Here is a 15,221-nt window from a genome sequence, read left to right as displayed (position 1 = left end):
GAACGGCTCGCACTACTGGCCATGCACCCACCGGGACCGAGAGGTCACAACCCTACCGAAGAGGGCTGCAGAAGGGATGGTCCTCTAATGAGCACACGGCCCGAGGACGTCACGAGCGCGCCGGTGAGCCTGGCGGACCTGGAGGCGCGGGCGGCTGCCCGGCGCGAGCGGCCCGCCTACGGGCACGACGCGCTGATCGCCTGCGATCGCCTGGTGCGGGTCTTCTCCGCGGACGGCGTCGAGGTGCAGGCCCTGCAGGGCCTCGATCTGCTGGTGTCCGAGGGCGAGTTGATGGCGCTGGTGGGGGCGTCCGGCAGTGGGAAGTCGACGCTGATGAACATCCTCGCCGGCCTGGACGTACCGACCGCGGGCGCCGCCACGGTCGCCGGCCGCGATCTGCTGACCATGGACGCCCGGGCCCGGCTCACCTACCGCCGTGAGGTCGTCGGTTTCGTCTGGCAGCAGACCGCCCGCAATCTCCTGCCGTATCTGACGGTGTTGCAGAACGTCACCCTGCCGATGCAGCTGCGCGGCGGACGGCGCCGGGCGGCCCGCGCCAAGGCGGCCGGGGAGCTGCTGACGATGCTGTCGCTCGACCACTGCCGGGACCGCCGGCCGCACCAGCTGAGCGGCGGTGAACAGCAGCGCACCGCCATCGCGGTGGCGCTGGCCAACACCCCCGCGGTGCTGCTTGCCGACGAGCCCACCGGTGAACTGGACTCGCACACCGCCGAGCAGGTCTTCGCCGCGTTCCGCACCGCCAACGAGGAGCTGGGCACCACGATCGTGATCGTCACCCATGACCAGGCGGTGGCGGACGAGGTGCGGCGCACGGTCGCGATCCGCGACGGCCGGACGTCGTCGGAGGTGCTGCGGCGCACCGAACGGGACGCCGCGACCGGCCGGGAGGCGCTGGTCGCGCGGGAGTACGCGATGCTCGACCGGGCCGGCCGGCTGCAGCTGCCGGCCGACTACACCAGCAGCCTGGGCATGGCGCACCGGGTGCTGCTGGAGCTGGAGAGCGACCACATCGGGGTGTGGCCGGACCCGACGGCGGACGGGGGCGCCGGCCGCGGGGCCGGTGACGGGACGGAGGCCGGTGACGGCACCGAGGCCGGTGACGGGACGCCGTAAGGGCGACTTGGGCCGAGGCGACCGGGCGGGAGGGCGGCTCAGACGGGGGTGACCGTCAGGCCCGACAGGCCGGTGAGCCCGGACGGCCCGCCGGTGCGCACCGCGACCGACCCGTATGGGGTGCGCAGCCGCAGCCAGCCGCCCGCGGACAGCAGGGTCAGCGCCGGCGGTTCGGTGTGGTGCCGGCCGCCGCCGGCCGCGAGCACGGCGGTGCGGACCGGGCGGAGGAAGCCGAGCGACTGGGCGGCGTGCGCGGCGCGCAGCGGGAGGTGGGTGTCCCCGAGGGTGCGCGACCAGATCTCCCGGCCGATACGGTCGCGTTCGGCGCGGGTGCGGTGCTCGGGCGGCAGCGCCTCGTCCCGGGCCCGGAACTCAGCGACCGCGGCGGCCACCGCGCGCAGCAGCGCCTCGGGCGCGGGCAGCCCCGGTACCCGCTGCCAGCCGCCGCGCGGCGGCAGCAGCCCGGCCCACGGCGGGCCGGTGACGGCGGCGGGCACGGTCAGCGTGCCCTGCTCCTCGTCGATGCCTTCGAGCAGGTCACCGGCGGAGACCGTGATGTCCAGGCCGAGGCCGGACGGACGGCCGGGCGCGCGGTCCGGAACGTCGGCCGGAGCGCGCTCCGGGCCACGGTCCCGGGCGGCGCCCGCACCGCCGGAACGGCCGCCGGCCCGGTCGTCGCCGGCCACCGCGGGCGCGGCGAGCCGGGCCGTGCGGATCGCCAGCACCTCGAAGGACGGCGGCCGGCCGAAGACGGCGAGCACGCCGCCGCCGGTCTGCAGCCGGACCGCGGCGGCCCGGTCGTAGTGGATCAGCCGGGCGAGGAAGGCGGCGAGGTCCGCCGCCTCCCCGGCATCGGCGAGGGCGAGCACCGTCATACCGCGACGGCCCCCTCCCGGTGCGACGCGTCGGCCAGGTACTCCTTGAGGATCGCCTTCTCCTCCGCGGTGAGGCGGCGCGGACGCTCCTCGGTGAAGTCGTACGGTACGACGACGGTCGAGGCCCGCAGGTAGAGGGTGTCCTCGTCCTTGACCTCGTAGCCGACCGTCATCGACGCGGCGCTGATCTTCGTCACCCACAACTCGACGGTGACCGGCTCGGGCCGGTGCACCAGCGGCCGTACGTAGTCGATCTCGTGCCGGGCGACGACCGAGCCGCCGGTGAACGACGGGCTGCCGTCCCCCGGCGCCAGCCGGCGCATGAAGTCGATCCGCGCCTCTTCGAGGTAGCGGACGAACACCGCGTTGTTGACATGGCCGAAGGCGTCCATGTCCGACCAGCGCAGGGGGCACGAGTAGAGGTGTCGCACGAGGTCAGCCCCGGGTGAGCTTCTTGTACGTGGCACGGTGCGGGCGGGCCGCCTCCGCGCCGAGGCGCTCGATCTTGTTCTTCTCGTAGGACTCGAAGTTGCCCTCGAACCAGAACCACTTGGAGTCGCCCTCGTACGCCAGGATGTGGGTGGCGACGCGGTCGAGGAACCAGCGGTCGTGGGAGACGACCACGGCGCAGCCGGGGAACTCCAGCAGCGCGTTCTCCAGCGAGGAGAGCGTCTCGACGTCGAGGTCGTTGGTCGGCTCGTCGAGGAGCAGGAGGTTGCCGCCCTGCTTGAGGGTGAGCGCCAGGTTGAGGCGGTTGCGCTCACCGCCGGAGAGCACACCGGCCGGCTTCTGCTGGTCCGGGCCCTTGAAGCCGAACGCGCTGACGTACGCCCGCGAGGGCATCTCGACCTGGCCGACGTTGATGTAGTCCAGCTCGTCGGAGACCACGGCCCACAGCGTCTTCTTGGGGTCGATGTTCGAGCGGCCCTGGTCGACGTAGGAGATCTTGACGGTCTCGCCGACCTTGATGTCGCCGGAGTCCGGGGTCTCCAGGCCCTGGATCATCTTGAACAGCGTGGTCTTGCCGGCGCCGTTGGGGCCGATGACGCCGACGATGCCGTTGCGCGGCAGGGTGAAGCTGAGGTCCTCGATGAGGACCTTCTCGCCGAAGGCCTTGTTGAGCTTGTCGACCTCGACGACGACGTTGCCCAGGCGCGGGCCCGGCGGGATCTGGATCTCCTCGAAGTCCAGCTTCCGCATCTTGTCGGCCTCGGCGGCCATCTCCTCGTAACGCGCCAGACGGGCCTTGGACTTGGCCTGCCGCCCCTTGGCGTTGGAGCGCACCCACTCCAGCTCTTCCTTGAGGCGCTTGGCGCGCTTGGCGTCCTTCTGGCCCTCGACCTTGAGGCGGGCCTGCTTGGTCTCCAGGTACTTGGAGTAGTTGCCCTCGTACACGTAGGCGCGGCCGCGGTCGAGCTCCAGGATCCAGCCGGCGACGTTGTCGAGGAAGTACCGGTCGTGGGTGACGGCGACGACGGTGCCGGCGTACTTCGCGAGGTGCTGCTCCAGCCACTGCACGGACTCGGCGTCCAGGTGGTTGGTGGGCTCGTCGAGCAGCAGCAGGTCGGGGGCCTCCAGCAGCAGCTTGCACAGCGCGACGCGGCGGCGCTCACCACCGGAGAGGTTGTTGACCGGCCAGTCACCGGGCGGGCAGCCCAGGGCGTCCATGGCCTGCTCCAGCTGGGTGTCCAGGTCCCACGCGTTGGCGTGGTCGAGGTCCTCCTGGAGCTTGCCCATCTCCTCCATGAGCTCGTCGGAGTAGTCGGTCGCCATCAGCTCGGCGACCTCGTTGAAGCGCTTGAGCTTCCCCATGACCTCCTTGGCGCCCTCCTGGACGTTCTCCAGGACGGTCTTGGTCTCGTCCAGCGGCGGCTCCTGGAGGAGCATGCCGACGGTGTAGCCGGGGGAGAGGAAGGCATCGCCGTTCGACGGCTGCTCCAGCCCGGCCATGATCTTCAGCACCGTGGACTTGCCGGCGCCGTTGGGACCCACGACACCGATCTTCGCACCCGGCAGGAAGCTCAGCGTCACGTCATCGAGGATGACCTTGTCGCCGTGCGCCTTGCGCGTCTTGCGCATCGTGTAGATGTACTCAGCCAAGAGAAACCGTCCGGCAGATTGGATCGATCAGGGTCTGTACGGCACCGCCCGGGGCCGTCGTCCGTCGTCCGTCCGTCATGCGTGCGCTGCGCGTACGCATGCGTCCGTCGTGACGTCCGTCGCGACCGTGGGAGGGCAGATACACCCCATCTTGCCGTACGTCCATCCCCGGAAGAAAACGGGTGCCGAGGGGCGGACGCCCGCGGGGTGCTGCGGGCACGGCGGGTGTACGGCGGGTGGGGTGCGGGATGCCGCGGGTGGATACCACGGGGTCGGAGGCGGCGTCGGGGCGCTTATGAGGGCGCCCCGGGACCGCATGTCCGTGGCCCCGGAGCGTTAACCACTCCGGGGCCACGTTTTGTTCCCGCCGGGCGCAGGTTCTCTGCGGGACGACTCGTTCCCGCTGGTCGCGGGGGCGGGCTGCCGGCCGGAACGCGGACGCCCGGCCGGTTACCGAGAGGTGACCGGCCGGGCGCCCGCCGTTACTGCACGCCCGGCTGCCGGGCGCCTTCCGTTGAGGCCCTTACTGGGCGGGGCTGCCGGTCTTCTTCTTACGGAGGAAGAACACCGCGGCGCCGCCGACCACGACCAGGACGACCGCGACGCCCGCGATCATCGGGGTGGCGCTGCTGGAACCGGTCTCGGCGAGGTCGGTGCCGTGGCCGCCACCGGTGCTGCCGCCGACCGACGCCGGGCTGGGCTTGGGCGAGGGCTTGTCGCCGCCGCTGCCGGCGGTCTTGCAGTCGAGGACCCCGGAGAAGGTCTTCTTGAAGCCGCCCGCGCCCTTGATCGTGATCTCGTAGGGCTGGTCCTCGGCCACCGGGACGGTCACGGTCTGCGACTTGCCCGGGGCGATCTCGTAGTCCTTGCCCGCCAGCTGGAAGCGGAACGACTCATCGCCCTTGTTGCTGGCCGTGACGTCCACGCCGCCCTTGGCGCAGTTCTTCTCGGCGGTGATCGCCGGGATGGCGCCCTGCTTCTTCCAGGAGGCCGTGGCGGCCGCGGAGACCGTGGACTCGCTGGAGCCGGCCAGGATCTGGGTCTGGCTCTTGGCGTGCTCACCGATGCCGGTGAAGGCCCGGCCGACCGGCACCTTGGTGGCGGCCTGCACGGTCAGCGAGGTGCTGCCGTCCGCGGTGCCCTTCGGCACGTCGAAGAACAGCTGGGTGCCGTCGGTGGCGCTGGTGACCGGCTTGCCGTCCTTGCCGACGATCTTGACGCCGGCCGGCGCGCCGGCGGCGGGGGAGACCGCCACGCTGTCGGCGTTGGTGTGCACGGTGACCGGGCCGAGCTTGTTGCCCGACTTGCCGGAGACGGCCGGCGGGTCCAGCGTCAGCGACGCCTTGGGCTCCTCGACGCTCTGCGCGCTCTTCTCCAGGTAGTCGGCGAGCTTCTCCGCCGCCGGGTCGACCGCGTCCACCTTCACGTGGTCGGAGAAGCGCCAGATCGCGACCTGGGTGCCGGCCGCAGCCGTCTTCTCGGTGAGGTTCCCGGCACCGGCCTTGGAGGCGAGGGCGGCGAGGTCGTTCACCTGCGGGTAGGAGTTCTGCAGGATCCAGCGGATCTTGCCGGCGTCCGCGTTGTTGTGCAGCGACGAGGCACTCCAGGGCACTTCCTGGTACTTCGCCTGCTGCTGCGTCGGGTTGTGGATGTCGATGCAGTACGTCTGGAGCGTGCCGCCGTTGTCGACGGACATCTCGAAGAGGCCCGCGCCGACGCGCTGGTCCCCGCCGTCGTTGTGCACGACCGCCTGGTCGAAGATCTTCAGGCCGCCCAGGGTGGCGGTGGCACCCCCGTGAGCCGGGGTGGTCTCGTCCGCCACTGCGGTCCCCGCGGTGGCTATCGCACCCGCCGCGACGAGGCCGGAGGCCACGATCGCGGCGGCAAGGCGGGCTGCGCCCCGCCTCTTCATCGAAAGCATGAATTTCCCCTCTGGGCGAGGCGGTCAGGTGGGGAAGGTGCCTCGCCGGAAAGATCCAAAGAACTCAAAAGCCGAACGTCAGCCCCCGTGAGCCCCCGTGAGTACTCGTCGGATCTTATGGAGCAGGCGCATCAGGGTCCCCACTAATGGCATCCCATAAGCGATCCGAATCGCAATCGTTACCGAACACAGGCACCCTGACCTGGCATTATCGACAAATCCCCGGAACGATTCAGGGCACTACGGCCTTCTGGGGCGAATTCCCCACGGTGACAGGCCGGGTGACGGCCTCGGCGACTGACGCGGTGACTGGATCTTCGGCGCTGGTCACCCGTTCACCGTCGGACGGCTTTCCCAATCCGCCTTCCCCGTCACGCGGTTGGACTACGGGCCCCGTCCCCGGGCCCCGCGCCGGGGGACGGGTCCGGGCGCGGGGCCGGGTCCTGGGCCTGGGCCGCTTCCGGCTCCGCTGTGCTCATCCGGCCCACGCGGGTGACTCTGCGGAAGGCCGCCGTACCGCGCGACAGGTCATGCCCGATCGCGACGGCGTCGACCTCGGCCGAGAACCAGCGCTGTCCGCCCTTGTCCGGTGGCTGTTCCCCTTCCCTCAGCCGCAACCGCCCCTGGACCACCAAGGGTTCGCCCACCGCCACCGAGGCCGCGACGTTGTCGGCGAGGCCGCGCCAGGACCGGACCGTGTAGAAACTCGTCTCCCCGTCGGTCCACCGCTCCTGCGCCTTGTCCCAGCGTCGGGACGTCGCCGCGAGCCGGAACCTCGCCACCGTCACGCCCGCCGTCGTCTGCCGGTGCTCCACCGCCGTCGCGGCGTTGCCCACCAGCGTCACCATCGTCTCGTTCACGGAAATCCACTCCCCCGTCTCCCGCGCGCTCGCCGGGTCGCTCGCGCGCTGCGTCGACCTCATGCTGCACGGATCCGGCAAGCCCCGCTGCGGCCTGTGGACAACCTGCCGACTGTGGACAACTCGGCCACCCGGAAGAGGGGATGGAACGCACCGCCCCCCGCGGCCTCCCCCTCAGGCCCCCGACGCCACCGCGTACTGCTCCCGCACCTCGCGGTAGCGCAGTAGCTCGGCGGCGACCGGCTCCAGCACCCGGCCCCGGCCGCAGGCCGCTGCCGCGTTCCGCAGCCGCCGCTCGGCGTCCTGCCCGTACCGCCGCGCGGGGCCGCGCGCCACCACCCGGCACAGCCACGCCAGCGCCGGGCCGCCCACGGACCCGATGACGGCGGGCAGCAGCCCGGAAACCCAGGTCGAGGCATCGACCAGCCCGGTCAGCGCCGCCAACAGCCACAGCACCCCGATGAGTTGGAGGGCGGACATCATCCCCTGCAGCGCGGCCGCCACCGTGCACCACCGCGGCTTGACGGGCGGTCCGCCCCGTAGCTCCTCCTCCGCATCGGCCGCCACCTTGTCCAGCGCCTCCGGCAGCCCGCACGCGCCCCGGTCCGCCGCCTCGCGCACCGCCTGCGCCCAGGGTGCCGGCAGCCCGTGCGCCGCCTCCGCGGCCACGCCCCGTACGGCCTGCTCCACCACCGGTCTGGCCGCCGCCCGGACCACCGCCGTCTCCCCCGACGCGTCGCCGCCCCAGGCCCCGGACGTCCGCCGGTGACCCGCCGTCACCTGCCGCCCCACGAGGACGGATTCGGGGGCACCCGTGGTCCCGTCGGCCGTACTGTGCCGCGTACCCGTCGACCCCAGGGTGCGCACGCCGGCCGTTCCGCGCCCCACGCCAGTCGTTGCGTGTCCCACCCCGGTCGTCCCGCCGCCCACGCCGGTCGTCCCGCCTCCCGGCCCGTGGTTCGGCCGCGCGCCGCGGATCCGACGGCTCCGCATCCGCGCCCAGGGGGACCCGCAGGCCCGCTCCGCGTACCGGAGCCAGTCGCGTTCCGCCGCCCGCCCGGTGGCGACCGCGCCGACCGCCTCGGCCAACCGGTCGGCGAACTCCTCACGGGCCCGTTCGGTCAGTCCGACCTGGCTCCGGGCCACGTACACCGACCGCAGCCGCTCGGCCGCCGCATCCACGTCCGCGGCCAGCCGCCGGTCCGCCGCACCCCGTTCGGCCACGAACTGGCCGAGGGACTCCCGTAGTTCCGCCACGCCCTTGCCGGTCGCCGCCGAGAGGGCGAGCACCGCCGCGCCCGGCTCCCCGTGTTCGCCGAGCGCCAGCCCGTCCTCGTCGAGCAGCCGTCGCAGATCGTCCACCACCTGGTCGGCGGCCTCGCCGGGCAGCCGGTCCACCTGGTTGAGGACGACGAACATCACCTCGGCATAGCCCGCCAACGGCCGCAGATAGCGCTCGTGCAGCACCGCGTCCGCGTACTTCTCCGGGTCGACCACCCAGATCACCGCGTCCACCAGCGCCAGCATCCGGTCGACCTGGGCGCGGTGCTCGGTGGCCGAGGAGTCGTGGTCGGGCAGGTCGATCAGGACGAGTCCGCGCAGTTCGGGGTTGCCGTCCGCGGCGATGTGCCGACGGTGTGCGGGCACCCCGAGCCGCCGCAGCAGCCCCTCGGCACCTGGTCTGCCGCCGGGCCAGACGCACGCCACCGGTTCGGCGGTGGTCGGCCGACGCGGCCCGACCTGTGAACGGTTCGCCCCCGCCAGGGCGTTGAACAGCGACGACTTCCCGCTGCCGGTGGCCCCGGCGATGGCAACCACGGTGTGCTCACCGGACAGCCGGTACCGCTCGTCCGCGGCCTCCAGCACCCGCCCGGCCGCCGCCAGCGTCCGTCCGTCCAGCCGCGACCGCGACAGCGCGATCAGCTCCCGCAACGCCTCCAGCCGCGCCCGCAACCCGCCCTCCGGCCCCCGCCGGCCGCCGTCCTCGACCCACCGATAGCCCTCCACCGGCGGACGCGGCTGAACCATGGCCTCCGCAGGCGACTCCTGCGGCGAACCGCCACACGGCTCGTCGTACGGCCCGCTGCCCGGCTCGCCGTACGGCCCTTCGTGCCGCCCCGGATACGGCCCCTCATACGTGCTGTCACCCGAGACCCCGAGGGACGCCGCGGCGGACGCCCCCACGCGCCCCTGGCCGAACGACGCGCTCGGCCCCTCACCGGACGATCCACTTCGCCCCTCTCCGGACGAACCGGAACGTCCGTCGGCGAACGAACCGGAACGTCCGTCGCCGGACGAAGCGGCACGGCCGGCTCCGTATGCACCGGTAGGGGTAGTGCCACAGGACGCGGTAGGGCCAGCGCCAGAAGAGGCGGTACCCGACTCGCCACCCGATACGGCGCGCGGTGCGCCCCCCGGCTCGCCGTACGCCGCTCCATATGCCCCTGCGTGCGCTCCGGCGTATACCTCGGCGTAGGCCTCGGGATATGCCCCGACGCATGACCCACCACCCGCTTCCTCCGTACCGGCGCCCGAAGCGAACTCCGCGGCACCGGGCTGCGCCTCGCCTCGCGACCCGGTCCGCGACTCGATCCGCGCCCCGCTCGTCCCCCGCCGCGCGCCCGGTCGCGGAACACCGCCTTCCGGCACCCGCCGGGCGATCAGCCCGTCATCCCACGCCCCGCCCGGCCCCGGTTCCCCCACCGCCGTACGCGCACTCCCCGGTGGCCCGCTCCAGGACTCACCACACCCGGCAGCGCCGCTCTCCGCCCCCCTCGCTCCCGGCATGTCACCGGCTCTCTCCGCGTCGCCCGCGCCCGAAGCCGCGCCTGCGGACGCCCCCTCCCCCACACCCGAATCCGCCGTTCCGGAACCGCTCACCCCGACACCTCCGCCTTCTCCCGCTCTGGCTCCCGCTCTCGTTCCCGCTCCGCAACCACTGCGTCCGCCGTCGCGCCTCCCGCCACTACCGGCTCCGCTCGCACGGCATCCGTCGCCCTCTCCTCCTGCTGCCGCTCGCGCTGCAATACGGACAGCGCGGCGATCAGCTCGGCCTGCTGGTCCGGCGGTACGGTCAGCCGGTCCAGCGGCGCCAGCCGGAGCTCGCGCTCCGCGTCCAGCGCACGTGCCAGATAGGTGGTCAGCAGCCGGCCGCCCCGGTCACGGAGCCGCAGCGCGGTCTGGGCGCCCAGGAGATCGGCGAGGTTCTCGCCCGCCGTACGGGCGCGCCGGCCGCCGAGCAGCGTGGCGGCCAGCAGGGCGGCCGCTTCCTCCGGCTCCACCTGGGCAACGCGTTCACCGGCCGGTCCACCACGCGCGTCACGGGCATCACGCGCCTCACGGGTCTCCTCCTCGGCCAGCTCCTCCAGGCAGCGCCGCCAGCGCCGGACGAGCACGCCCAGCCGGTCGGCCGCCCCCGCGGCTTCCGCATCGCCCGACGCCTCCGGCCCCACCAAGGCCGCCGGTGTCGGCGATGCCGCCGGGGCTGTCGAGGTCGCAGAGGCTGCCGAGGTTGGCGAGGTTGGCGAGGTTGGCGTCAACAGGAGTTCGGCGGCCGCGGGATCGTGCCGCCAGGCTTCCGCGGCCCGCTCGTCGGCCTCCTCCACGGCGCAGGTCAGCAACGAGATCATCCCGCCCGTCAGCGCGTCGAGCAGCTCGTCCGACCGGCCGCCGGTCCCGTGGTCGCGCCAGTAGGCCCGGGCGTCCCCGGCCAGCACCTCACCGGCCGCGACCTCGTTCCGCACCCGTTCGGCGGCCCGTTCGTACGCCTCCTCCACCCGGCCGGCGAGCCGGAGCCCCGCGGCGTGCTGGGCCGCCGCGGCCCCGGCCAGGGCGGGCAGCCGGCCGCGCAGCGAGGCGATCACTCCGGTGGCGGTACGGTCCGCGGCGGCCCTACGGGCGGCCGGGTCCTGGGCGTGCCGTTCCAGCCACTCGCGCAGCCCGGCGACCGCCGTGGCGGGCAGCAGCCCGCTGCCCCCGCCGGCCGACTCGGGGAGCTCGGGAATGGTGAACCGCGGGACATGGCCGAGGCCGGCGCGCTGCAGCAGTTCCGCGTACCGCCCGGAGATGTCGGTGGCGATCTGGTGCGGCACCCGGTCCAGCACGGTCACCAGCGTGACGTCGTACTCCTTCGCGGCGCGCAGCAGGTGCCAGGGCACCGCGTCGGCGTACCGGGCGGCCGTCGTGACCAGAACCCATACGTCCGCGGCGCAGATCAGCTCGGCGGCCAGCTCGCGGTTCCGGGCGACGAGCGAATCGATGTCCGGCGCATCCAGCAGCGCCAGCCCACTGGGCAGCGCCGCCTCCACCTCGATCCGCACCGCGAACCGCTCCCCACCTCCACCCGCTCCCCCTTTACCGGAGCCCCCGCCACTGCTCGCCCCGCCGCCCCGGGAACCTCCGCCCTCCCCATACGTCCCACCCTCCCCATACGTCCGATAGCCCTCATGCTCCTGATGAGGAGCCCCCTCGGCACCCTCGTCCTCCTCGGGCCCCCAGACCCGGGTGAGCTGCGGCAGCACCCGCCGTCCGGAGAACCAGTGCACATCGTCGGGATGGCACACCAGCACCGGCGTACGCGTCGTCGGACGCAGCACCCCGGCCTCCGAGACCCGCCGCCCCACCAGGGAATTCACCAGAGTGGACTTGCCGGCCCCGGTGGAGCCGCCGATCACCGCCAGCAGGGGTGCCTGAGGCGACCGGAGGCGGGGAATCACATAGTCGTCGAGCTGGGCGAGCAACTCGGCCCGGTTGCACCGGGCACGGGCGGCGCCCCGCAGTGGCAGCGGAAAGCGTGCGGCTTCGACGCGGTCGCGCAGTACGGACAGTGCGTCGAGCAGCCGGGGTCGTACGTCCAAGGTCGCCACATGTGCAGAATGCCCAATTTCGTTGGCTTTTTGAAGCGTATAACCCCTCGTGCGCGCCGCAAGAACCCCGACAGAATGGGACGAGTGACGCATGAGACGTTCGCGACAACAGAGACGCAGGCATAACGAGTGCACAACACCCGCCCCGCCGGACGTCAAAAGCGGTGCAGGATTCGTACCTGCCTGCGATTATCGGGACCGCTTCACCGAACCTCCACAACGTGCCACGGAGGTGAAGCAACCGGGACGAGGTACCCGGGCCTCTATCCTGGTCCGCGGTCCGTGATCCACGGCCCACACCGGCCCCCGTAGCTCAGTGGATAGAGCAGGTGCCTTCTAAGCACTTGGCCGCAGGTTCGAGTCCTGCCGGGGGCGCTCTCCTTCTTGCATTCTGCAGCCCTCCCTCGTAGAGGGCTTTTTTGCAGGTCAGAGGCAGTTTACCGGCTCCGGCGCGGCGGCTTCGGCAGGGCCGGAACGGCTCCCGGCGGCGCGGGCGCCAGTCCGGCTGACACCGGTTTTGAACGGCTCTCGGCGGGTGTTCTTCCCGAAAACTTCCCGAAGTTTTCGGGCGGCCCCTCGGCGGCTGCGGGAACCTCCGGCAGCTGCTGGGGTCCTTCGATCCGTCCCTGGAGTTCGGTCAGCTGTCCGGTGATGCAGCGTGTGTAGGTCGCCAGGAGGACGGGGACGCTGTTGCCCGCCCAGGCGGCGACCTGGGCCGGCGGGACGCCGTTGTTGAGCCAGGTCGTCAGGCAGGTGTGGCGCAGGTCGTACACACGCTTGCCGACGGGCGAGCTGTACTCGTGCTCGTCGAGGACGGCCTTGCGGGCCTTGCGCCAGACCCGCCGGAACACCGATCCAGCGAGCAGCCCGCCCTTCTCCCCGGGGAAGAGCAGATCGCCGGGCTTTAGGCCGTCCTCCTCGATCAGATCGCGAAGGATCGCGACGAGGGCGGGGTGCGCAGGGACGGGCCGGGTGTCACCGACGGCTCGCCCTTTGAGGTCACGGGTCTCATGGACTGCTCGGTCATCGGTCCAGTTACGGCCGACCTCGGGCTCGGCGGTGTGGATCAGCAGCTCTCCCCACCCGGTCGCCGGCAGCGTCGCGGCATCGACCCGCAGGGCGACGGCTTCCTCCGGACGCAGGCCCGCGTAGTAGAGGGTGGCGAAGAACGCGCGAAGGCGGTAACCGGTTCGGGGGCGGTCACCGATCCAGGCCAGGAGGCCAGCGACCTGGCCGGGGTGGAGGAGCGACCGCTGGTCCACGGCCCCGGCTGCCTTGGGCGCGGCGTTCTCGTCCTTTCCCTTGGGCAGCGGGTTGGTCCTGAGAAGCCTCTGCCGGATGGCGTGCTTCAGGACCACGTTCGTGATGCGCCGGTCGCGGTTGACTGAGCTGGCGGCAGTCCGTGACCCGTCCAACCGGGTGCCGAGCGCGAGCATCACGTGGTCGACGTGCTTGATGTCCTCCCAAGCGCGCATCGGCAGGGAGTTGCGCCGGATCCAGGACAGGATCGTGCGTATCTCGGGAGGGGCCTCGTCGCGTCGGTTCTTGTTGAACGCGTACTCGCGCAGGGCCGTGCGGACCTCGACGGGGTCGAAGTGCGTCGGCTGGGCATGCAGCAGGGCGAGAGTGATCTTCGTAAGGACCTTGGCTGTGCTCTTGCGGTTGTTCGCCGAGATGCGGGGCCACTTCATGTCGACGTACTGGAGGGCGAATTCGTACCAGGTGATCTCGGCCGCGGGCGAGGCATGGGAGACCGGGCGTCCGGTCGCCAGGTCGAAGGGTTCGCCGTTGTTCGCAGCAACGAGCAGCGTCGCGCGGAAGGACTCCGCAAGGGCGCTGGTCTTGAAGGTCTCGCCGCGGCGCTTGCCGTTCACGGACCAGCGGACGGTGTGGGTGGTGCCGCGCTTTCCCTTGTAGACCTCCGTGTCGTAGAAGCGGACCTTGAAGGACCGGTCTGTCACGCGCGGCTCTCGCAGTCCGTCAGCCAGTTCTCGATGTCACTGCGCCGAATGCGCAGGGCACCATTCGGGATCCTTATGCAGTGCGGAGCCCTGCCTTTCTGCCGCCACTCGTAGAAGGTCGAGCGCGAGATGCGCAGTTCGCTGCAGAACTCGTCGACGGTCAGCTTGTCGCTCGGGCGGCGGGGGTTGTGGGTCAAGCCGATGCCTCCCTCACGACACGGCCGGCGGAGAGGCCGGAGCCGACGGGCGTGACGAGGGCAGGGAGTATTACGGATCGGTGCATGGGTTCCTCACTCGGCGTCGGGCGCAGTGAGCGCGACACGGCACGCCGTTACAGGGCGAGACGATTCGCCAGGGTGGGTTCTTCGCCTGGTCGCAAGGGGACTCAGCACGCGCCCTCGTCCGAACTCCTTTCCGCTTGAGCGCACGGCACTGGTCCTCCACGTCCGCACGGCTGCGCCACCACGTGCAGCGGGGTGCGGACCTGTTCCATCGTCAGGAGAAACCCGGATTTCGGAATTCCGGGATCCGCTGCTACAGGCGGCTCCTGGCACCGGTCGTCGACGTTGCTGCCGGACAGTCGGCGAAGACTCGCTGAAGGTTCGTCGAGCCCTCGCGAGTATTCGACGAGGGCTCAACGAGCCTTCGACGAGTCCTCGCGCAATCCGATTTGTGGCAGTTCGACGGCTCGGAGGAGTGACCTGCCAGCAACACGCCCTTGGACCGTCACTCTCCGCCGAGGTGTGCGGACCTCACCGCCCCTCAACAGAAAACTGCAGGTCAGACGACATTCGACGAGCCCTCGTCAATTTTTGACGAGGGCTCGTCGAGGGCTCGTCGTCTGGATCTAGGATCTTGGATCCTGGATCTTTCCTTTCGGGGCGCGGTGCGCCCGCGCCTCCGTGACCCTGGCTGGAGGCCGATCGAGGTCACACGCCGGGGTAGTCGCTTCACCGACGAACTCTCCGCCGGTCTCGTCCGATCACTCTGGCCGTAGCCATGGCCATTCCGGAATCGTCGGTTACGGTGTTGGCCGCGAGCCCCGCCGACCGGCCACCACACTCTCGCCGCTACGCCGCCCAACCTCCTGGGATACCGATTCCGCCCACAACTCGAACAGCCCGCGTGTCGCCCCCGTGTCGGCTCGTCAGCGCATTTCCACGCACGGTCGACACCGACCCCCCAGCAAGCTGATCAGCGGCCCCCAGATCGCCACTGAGCGCCTCTGACCTCTCCAGGCATCACCTGAGCAGGCACCCGGCGGCCTGCCCTAGGGCCCGTATCGAGTCGTGATCAATCTGCGTGATGTGCCTTCGTGGCGCGGTCTGGTCCGGTAGACCTTCGTACGTGACGCGAGTGCAACTGAGCGACCCGGAGTGGGAGTTCATCGAGCCGTACCTGCCGATCGGTGAGTACGGCCCGTACCCCGCGCGGCTGCGGCAGCAGTTCGAGGGCGTGATCTGGCGGTTCAAGACGGGCGGGCAGTGGCGGGAGATGCCGGCAGA

General features: G+C 71.6%; 11 protein-coding genes and 1 tRNA gene. 3 read left to right on the top strand and 9 right to left on the bottom strand.

The features are described from left to right. Window positions 1-87 precede the first annotated feature (87 nt). The gene (locus AB0G35_RS36665; RefSeq protein WP_360958948.1) at window positions 88-1,134 is read left to right on the top strand and encodes an ABC transporter ATP-binding protein; all 1,047 of its coding nucleotides are present in this window, start codon (window positions 88-90) and stop codon (window positions 1,132-1,134) included. A 38-nt stretch (window positions 1,135-1,172) separates the two neighbouring features. Here the strand turns inward: AB0G35_RS36665 and AB0G35_RS36660 are convergent, their stop codons facing one another. From AB0G35_RS36660 to AB0G35_RS36630, 7 genes are all read right to left on the bottom strand, one after another. Then, window positions 1,173-2,009, bottom strand: a complete 837-nt coding sequence (locus tag AB0G35_RS36660) for a hypothetical protein (RefSeq protein ID WP_360958946.1) — start codon at window positions 2,007-2,009, stop codon at window positions 1,173-1,175. Next, the gene (locus AB0G35_RS36655; RefSeq protein WP_360958943.1) at window positions 2,006-2,440 is read right to left on the bottom strand and encodes a thioesterase family protein; all 435 of its coding nucleotides are present in this window, start codon (window positions 2,438-2,440) and stop codon (window positions 2,006-2,008) included. Before AB0G35_RS36655 ends, AB0G35_RS36660 begins: the two co-directional genes overlap by 4 nt. Window positions 2,441-2,444: 4 nt before the next feature. Continuing rightward, window positions 2,445-4,109, bottom strand: coding sequence for an energy-dependent translational throttle protein EttA (gene ettA / locus AB0G35_RS36650; protein WP_360958940.1), 1,665 nt, complete (start codon window positions 4,107-4,109; stop codon window positions 2,445-2,447). A gap of 523 nt (window positions 4,110-4,632) precedes the next feature. Further along, complete coding sequence (locus AB0G35_RS36645) at window positions 4,633-6,030, bottom strand: thioester domain-containing protein (protein WP_360958937.1); 1,398 nt, start codon at window positions 6,028-6,030, stop codon at window positions 4,633-4,635. 371 nt (window positions 6,031-6,401) lie between these two features. Then, window positions 6,402-6,890, bottom strand: a complete 489-nt coding sequence (locus AB0G35_RS36640; protein WP_360958935.1) for a single-stranded DNA-binding protein — start codon at window positions 6,888-6,890, stop codon at window positions 6,402-6,404. 174 nt (window positions 6,891-7,064) lie between these two features. Further along, on the bottom strand, window positions 7,065-8,918 hold the full coding sequence (locus AB0G35_RS36635) for a GTPase (RefSeq protein ID WP_360958933.1): 1,854 nt from the start codon (window positions 8,916-8,918) through the stop codon (window positions 7,065-7,067). 848 nt (window positions 8,919-9,766) lie between these two features. Then, the gene (locus AB0G35_RS36630) at window positions 9,767-11,746 is read right to left on the bottom strand and encodes a dynamin family protein (protein WP_360958953.1); all 1,980 of its coding nucleotides are present in this window, start codon (window positions 11,744-11,746) and stop codon (window positions 9,767-9,769) included. Window positions 11,747-12,057: 311 nt separating this feature from the next. On the opposite strand from AB0G35_RS36630, the gene AB0G35_RS36625 reads away from it, so the two are divergent. Further along, a tRNA-Arg gene (locus AB0G35_RS36625) sits at window positions 12,058-12,130 on the top strand. A gap of 62 nt (window positions 12,131-12,192) precedes the next feature. Here the strand turns inward: AB0G35_RS36625 and AB0G35_RS36620 are convergent. After that, window positions 12,193-13,716 (bottom strand): tyrosine-type recombinase/integrase, encoded by a 1,524-nt coding sequence (locus tag AB0G35_RS36620; protein WP_360958930.1) that lies wholly within the window; start codon window positions 13,714-13,716, stop codon window positions 12,193-12,195. Further along, window positions 13,713-13,913 carry a helix-turn-helix domain-containing protein gene (locus AB0G35_RS36615; RefSeq protein WP_201808483.1) on the bottom strand — a complete coding sequence of 67 codons (201 nt, stop codon included), beginning with the start codon at window positions 13,911-13,913 and terminating at the stop codon, window positions 13,713-13,715. Before AB0G35_RS36615 ends, AB0G35_RS36620 begins: the two co-directional genes overlap by 4 nt. 1,150 nt (window positions 13,914-15,063) lie before the next feature. On the opposite strand from AB0G35_RS36615, the gene AB0G35_RS36610 reads away from it, so the two are divergent. Next, on the top strand, window positions 15,064-15,221 hold a 158-nt coding region (locus tag AB0G35_RS36610; protein WP_360958950.1), incomplete at its 3' end, for a transposase.

The sequence above is a fragment of the Streptomyces sp. NPDC021749 genome (assembly GCF_040640655.1).
Lineage (GTDB): Bacteria > Actinomycetota > Actinomycetes > Streptomycetales > Streptomycetaceae > Streptomyces.
The sequence above is the reverse complement of the archived record's forward strand: the minus strand, read 5'-3'. Positions and strand labels throughout refer to the sequence as shown.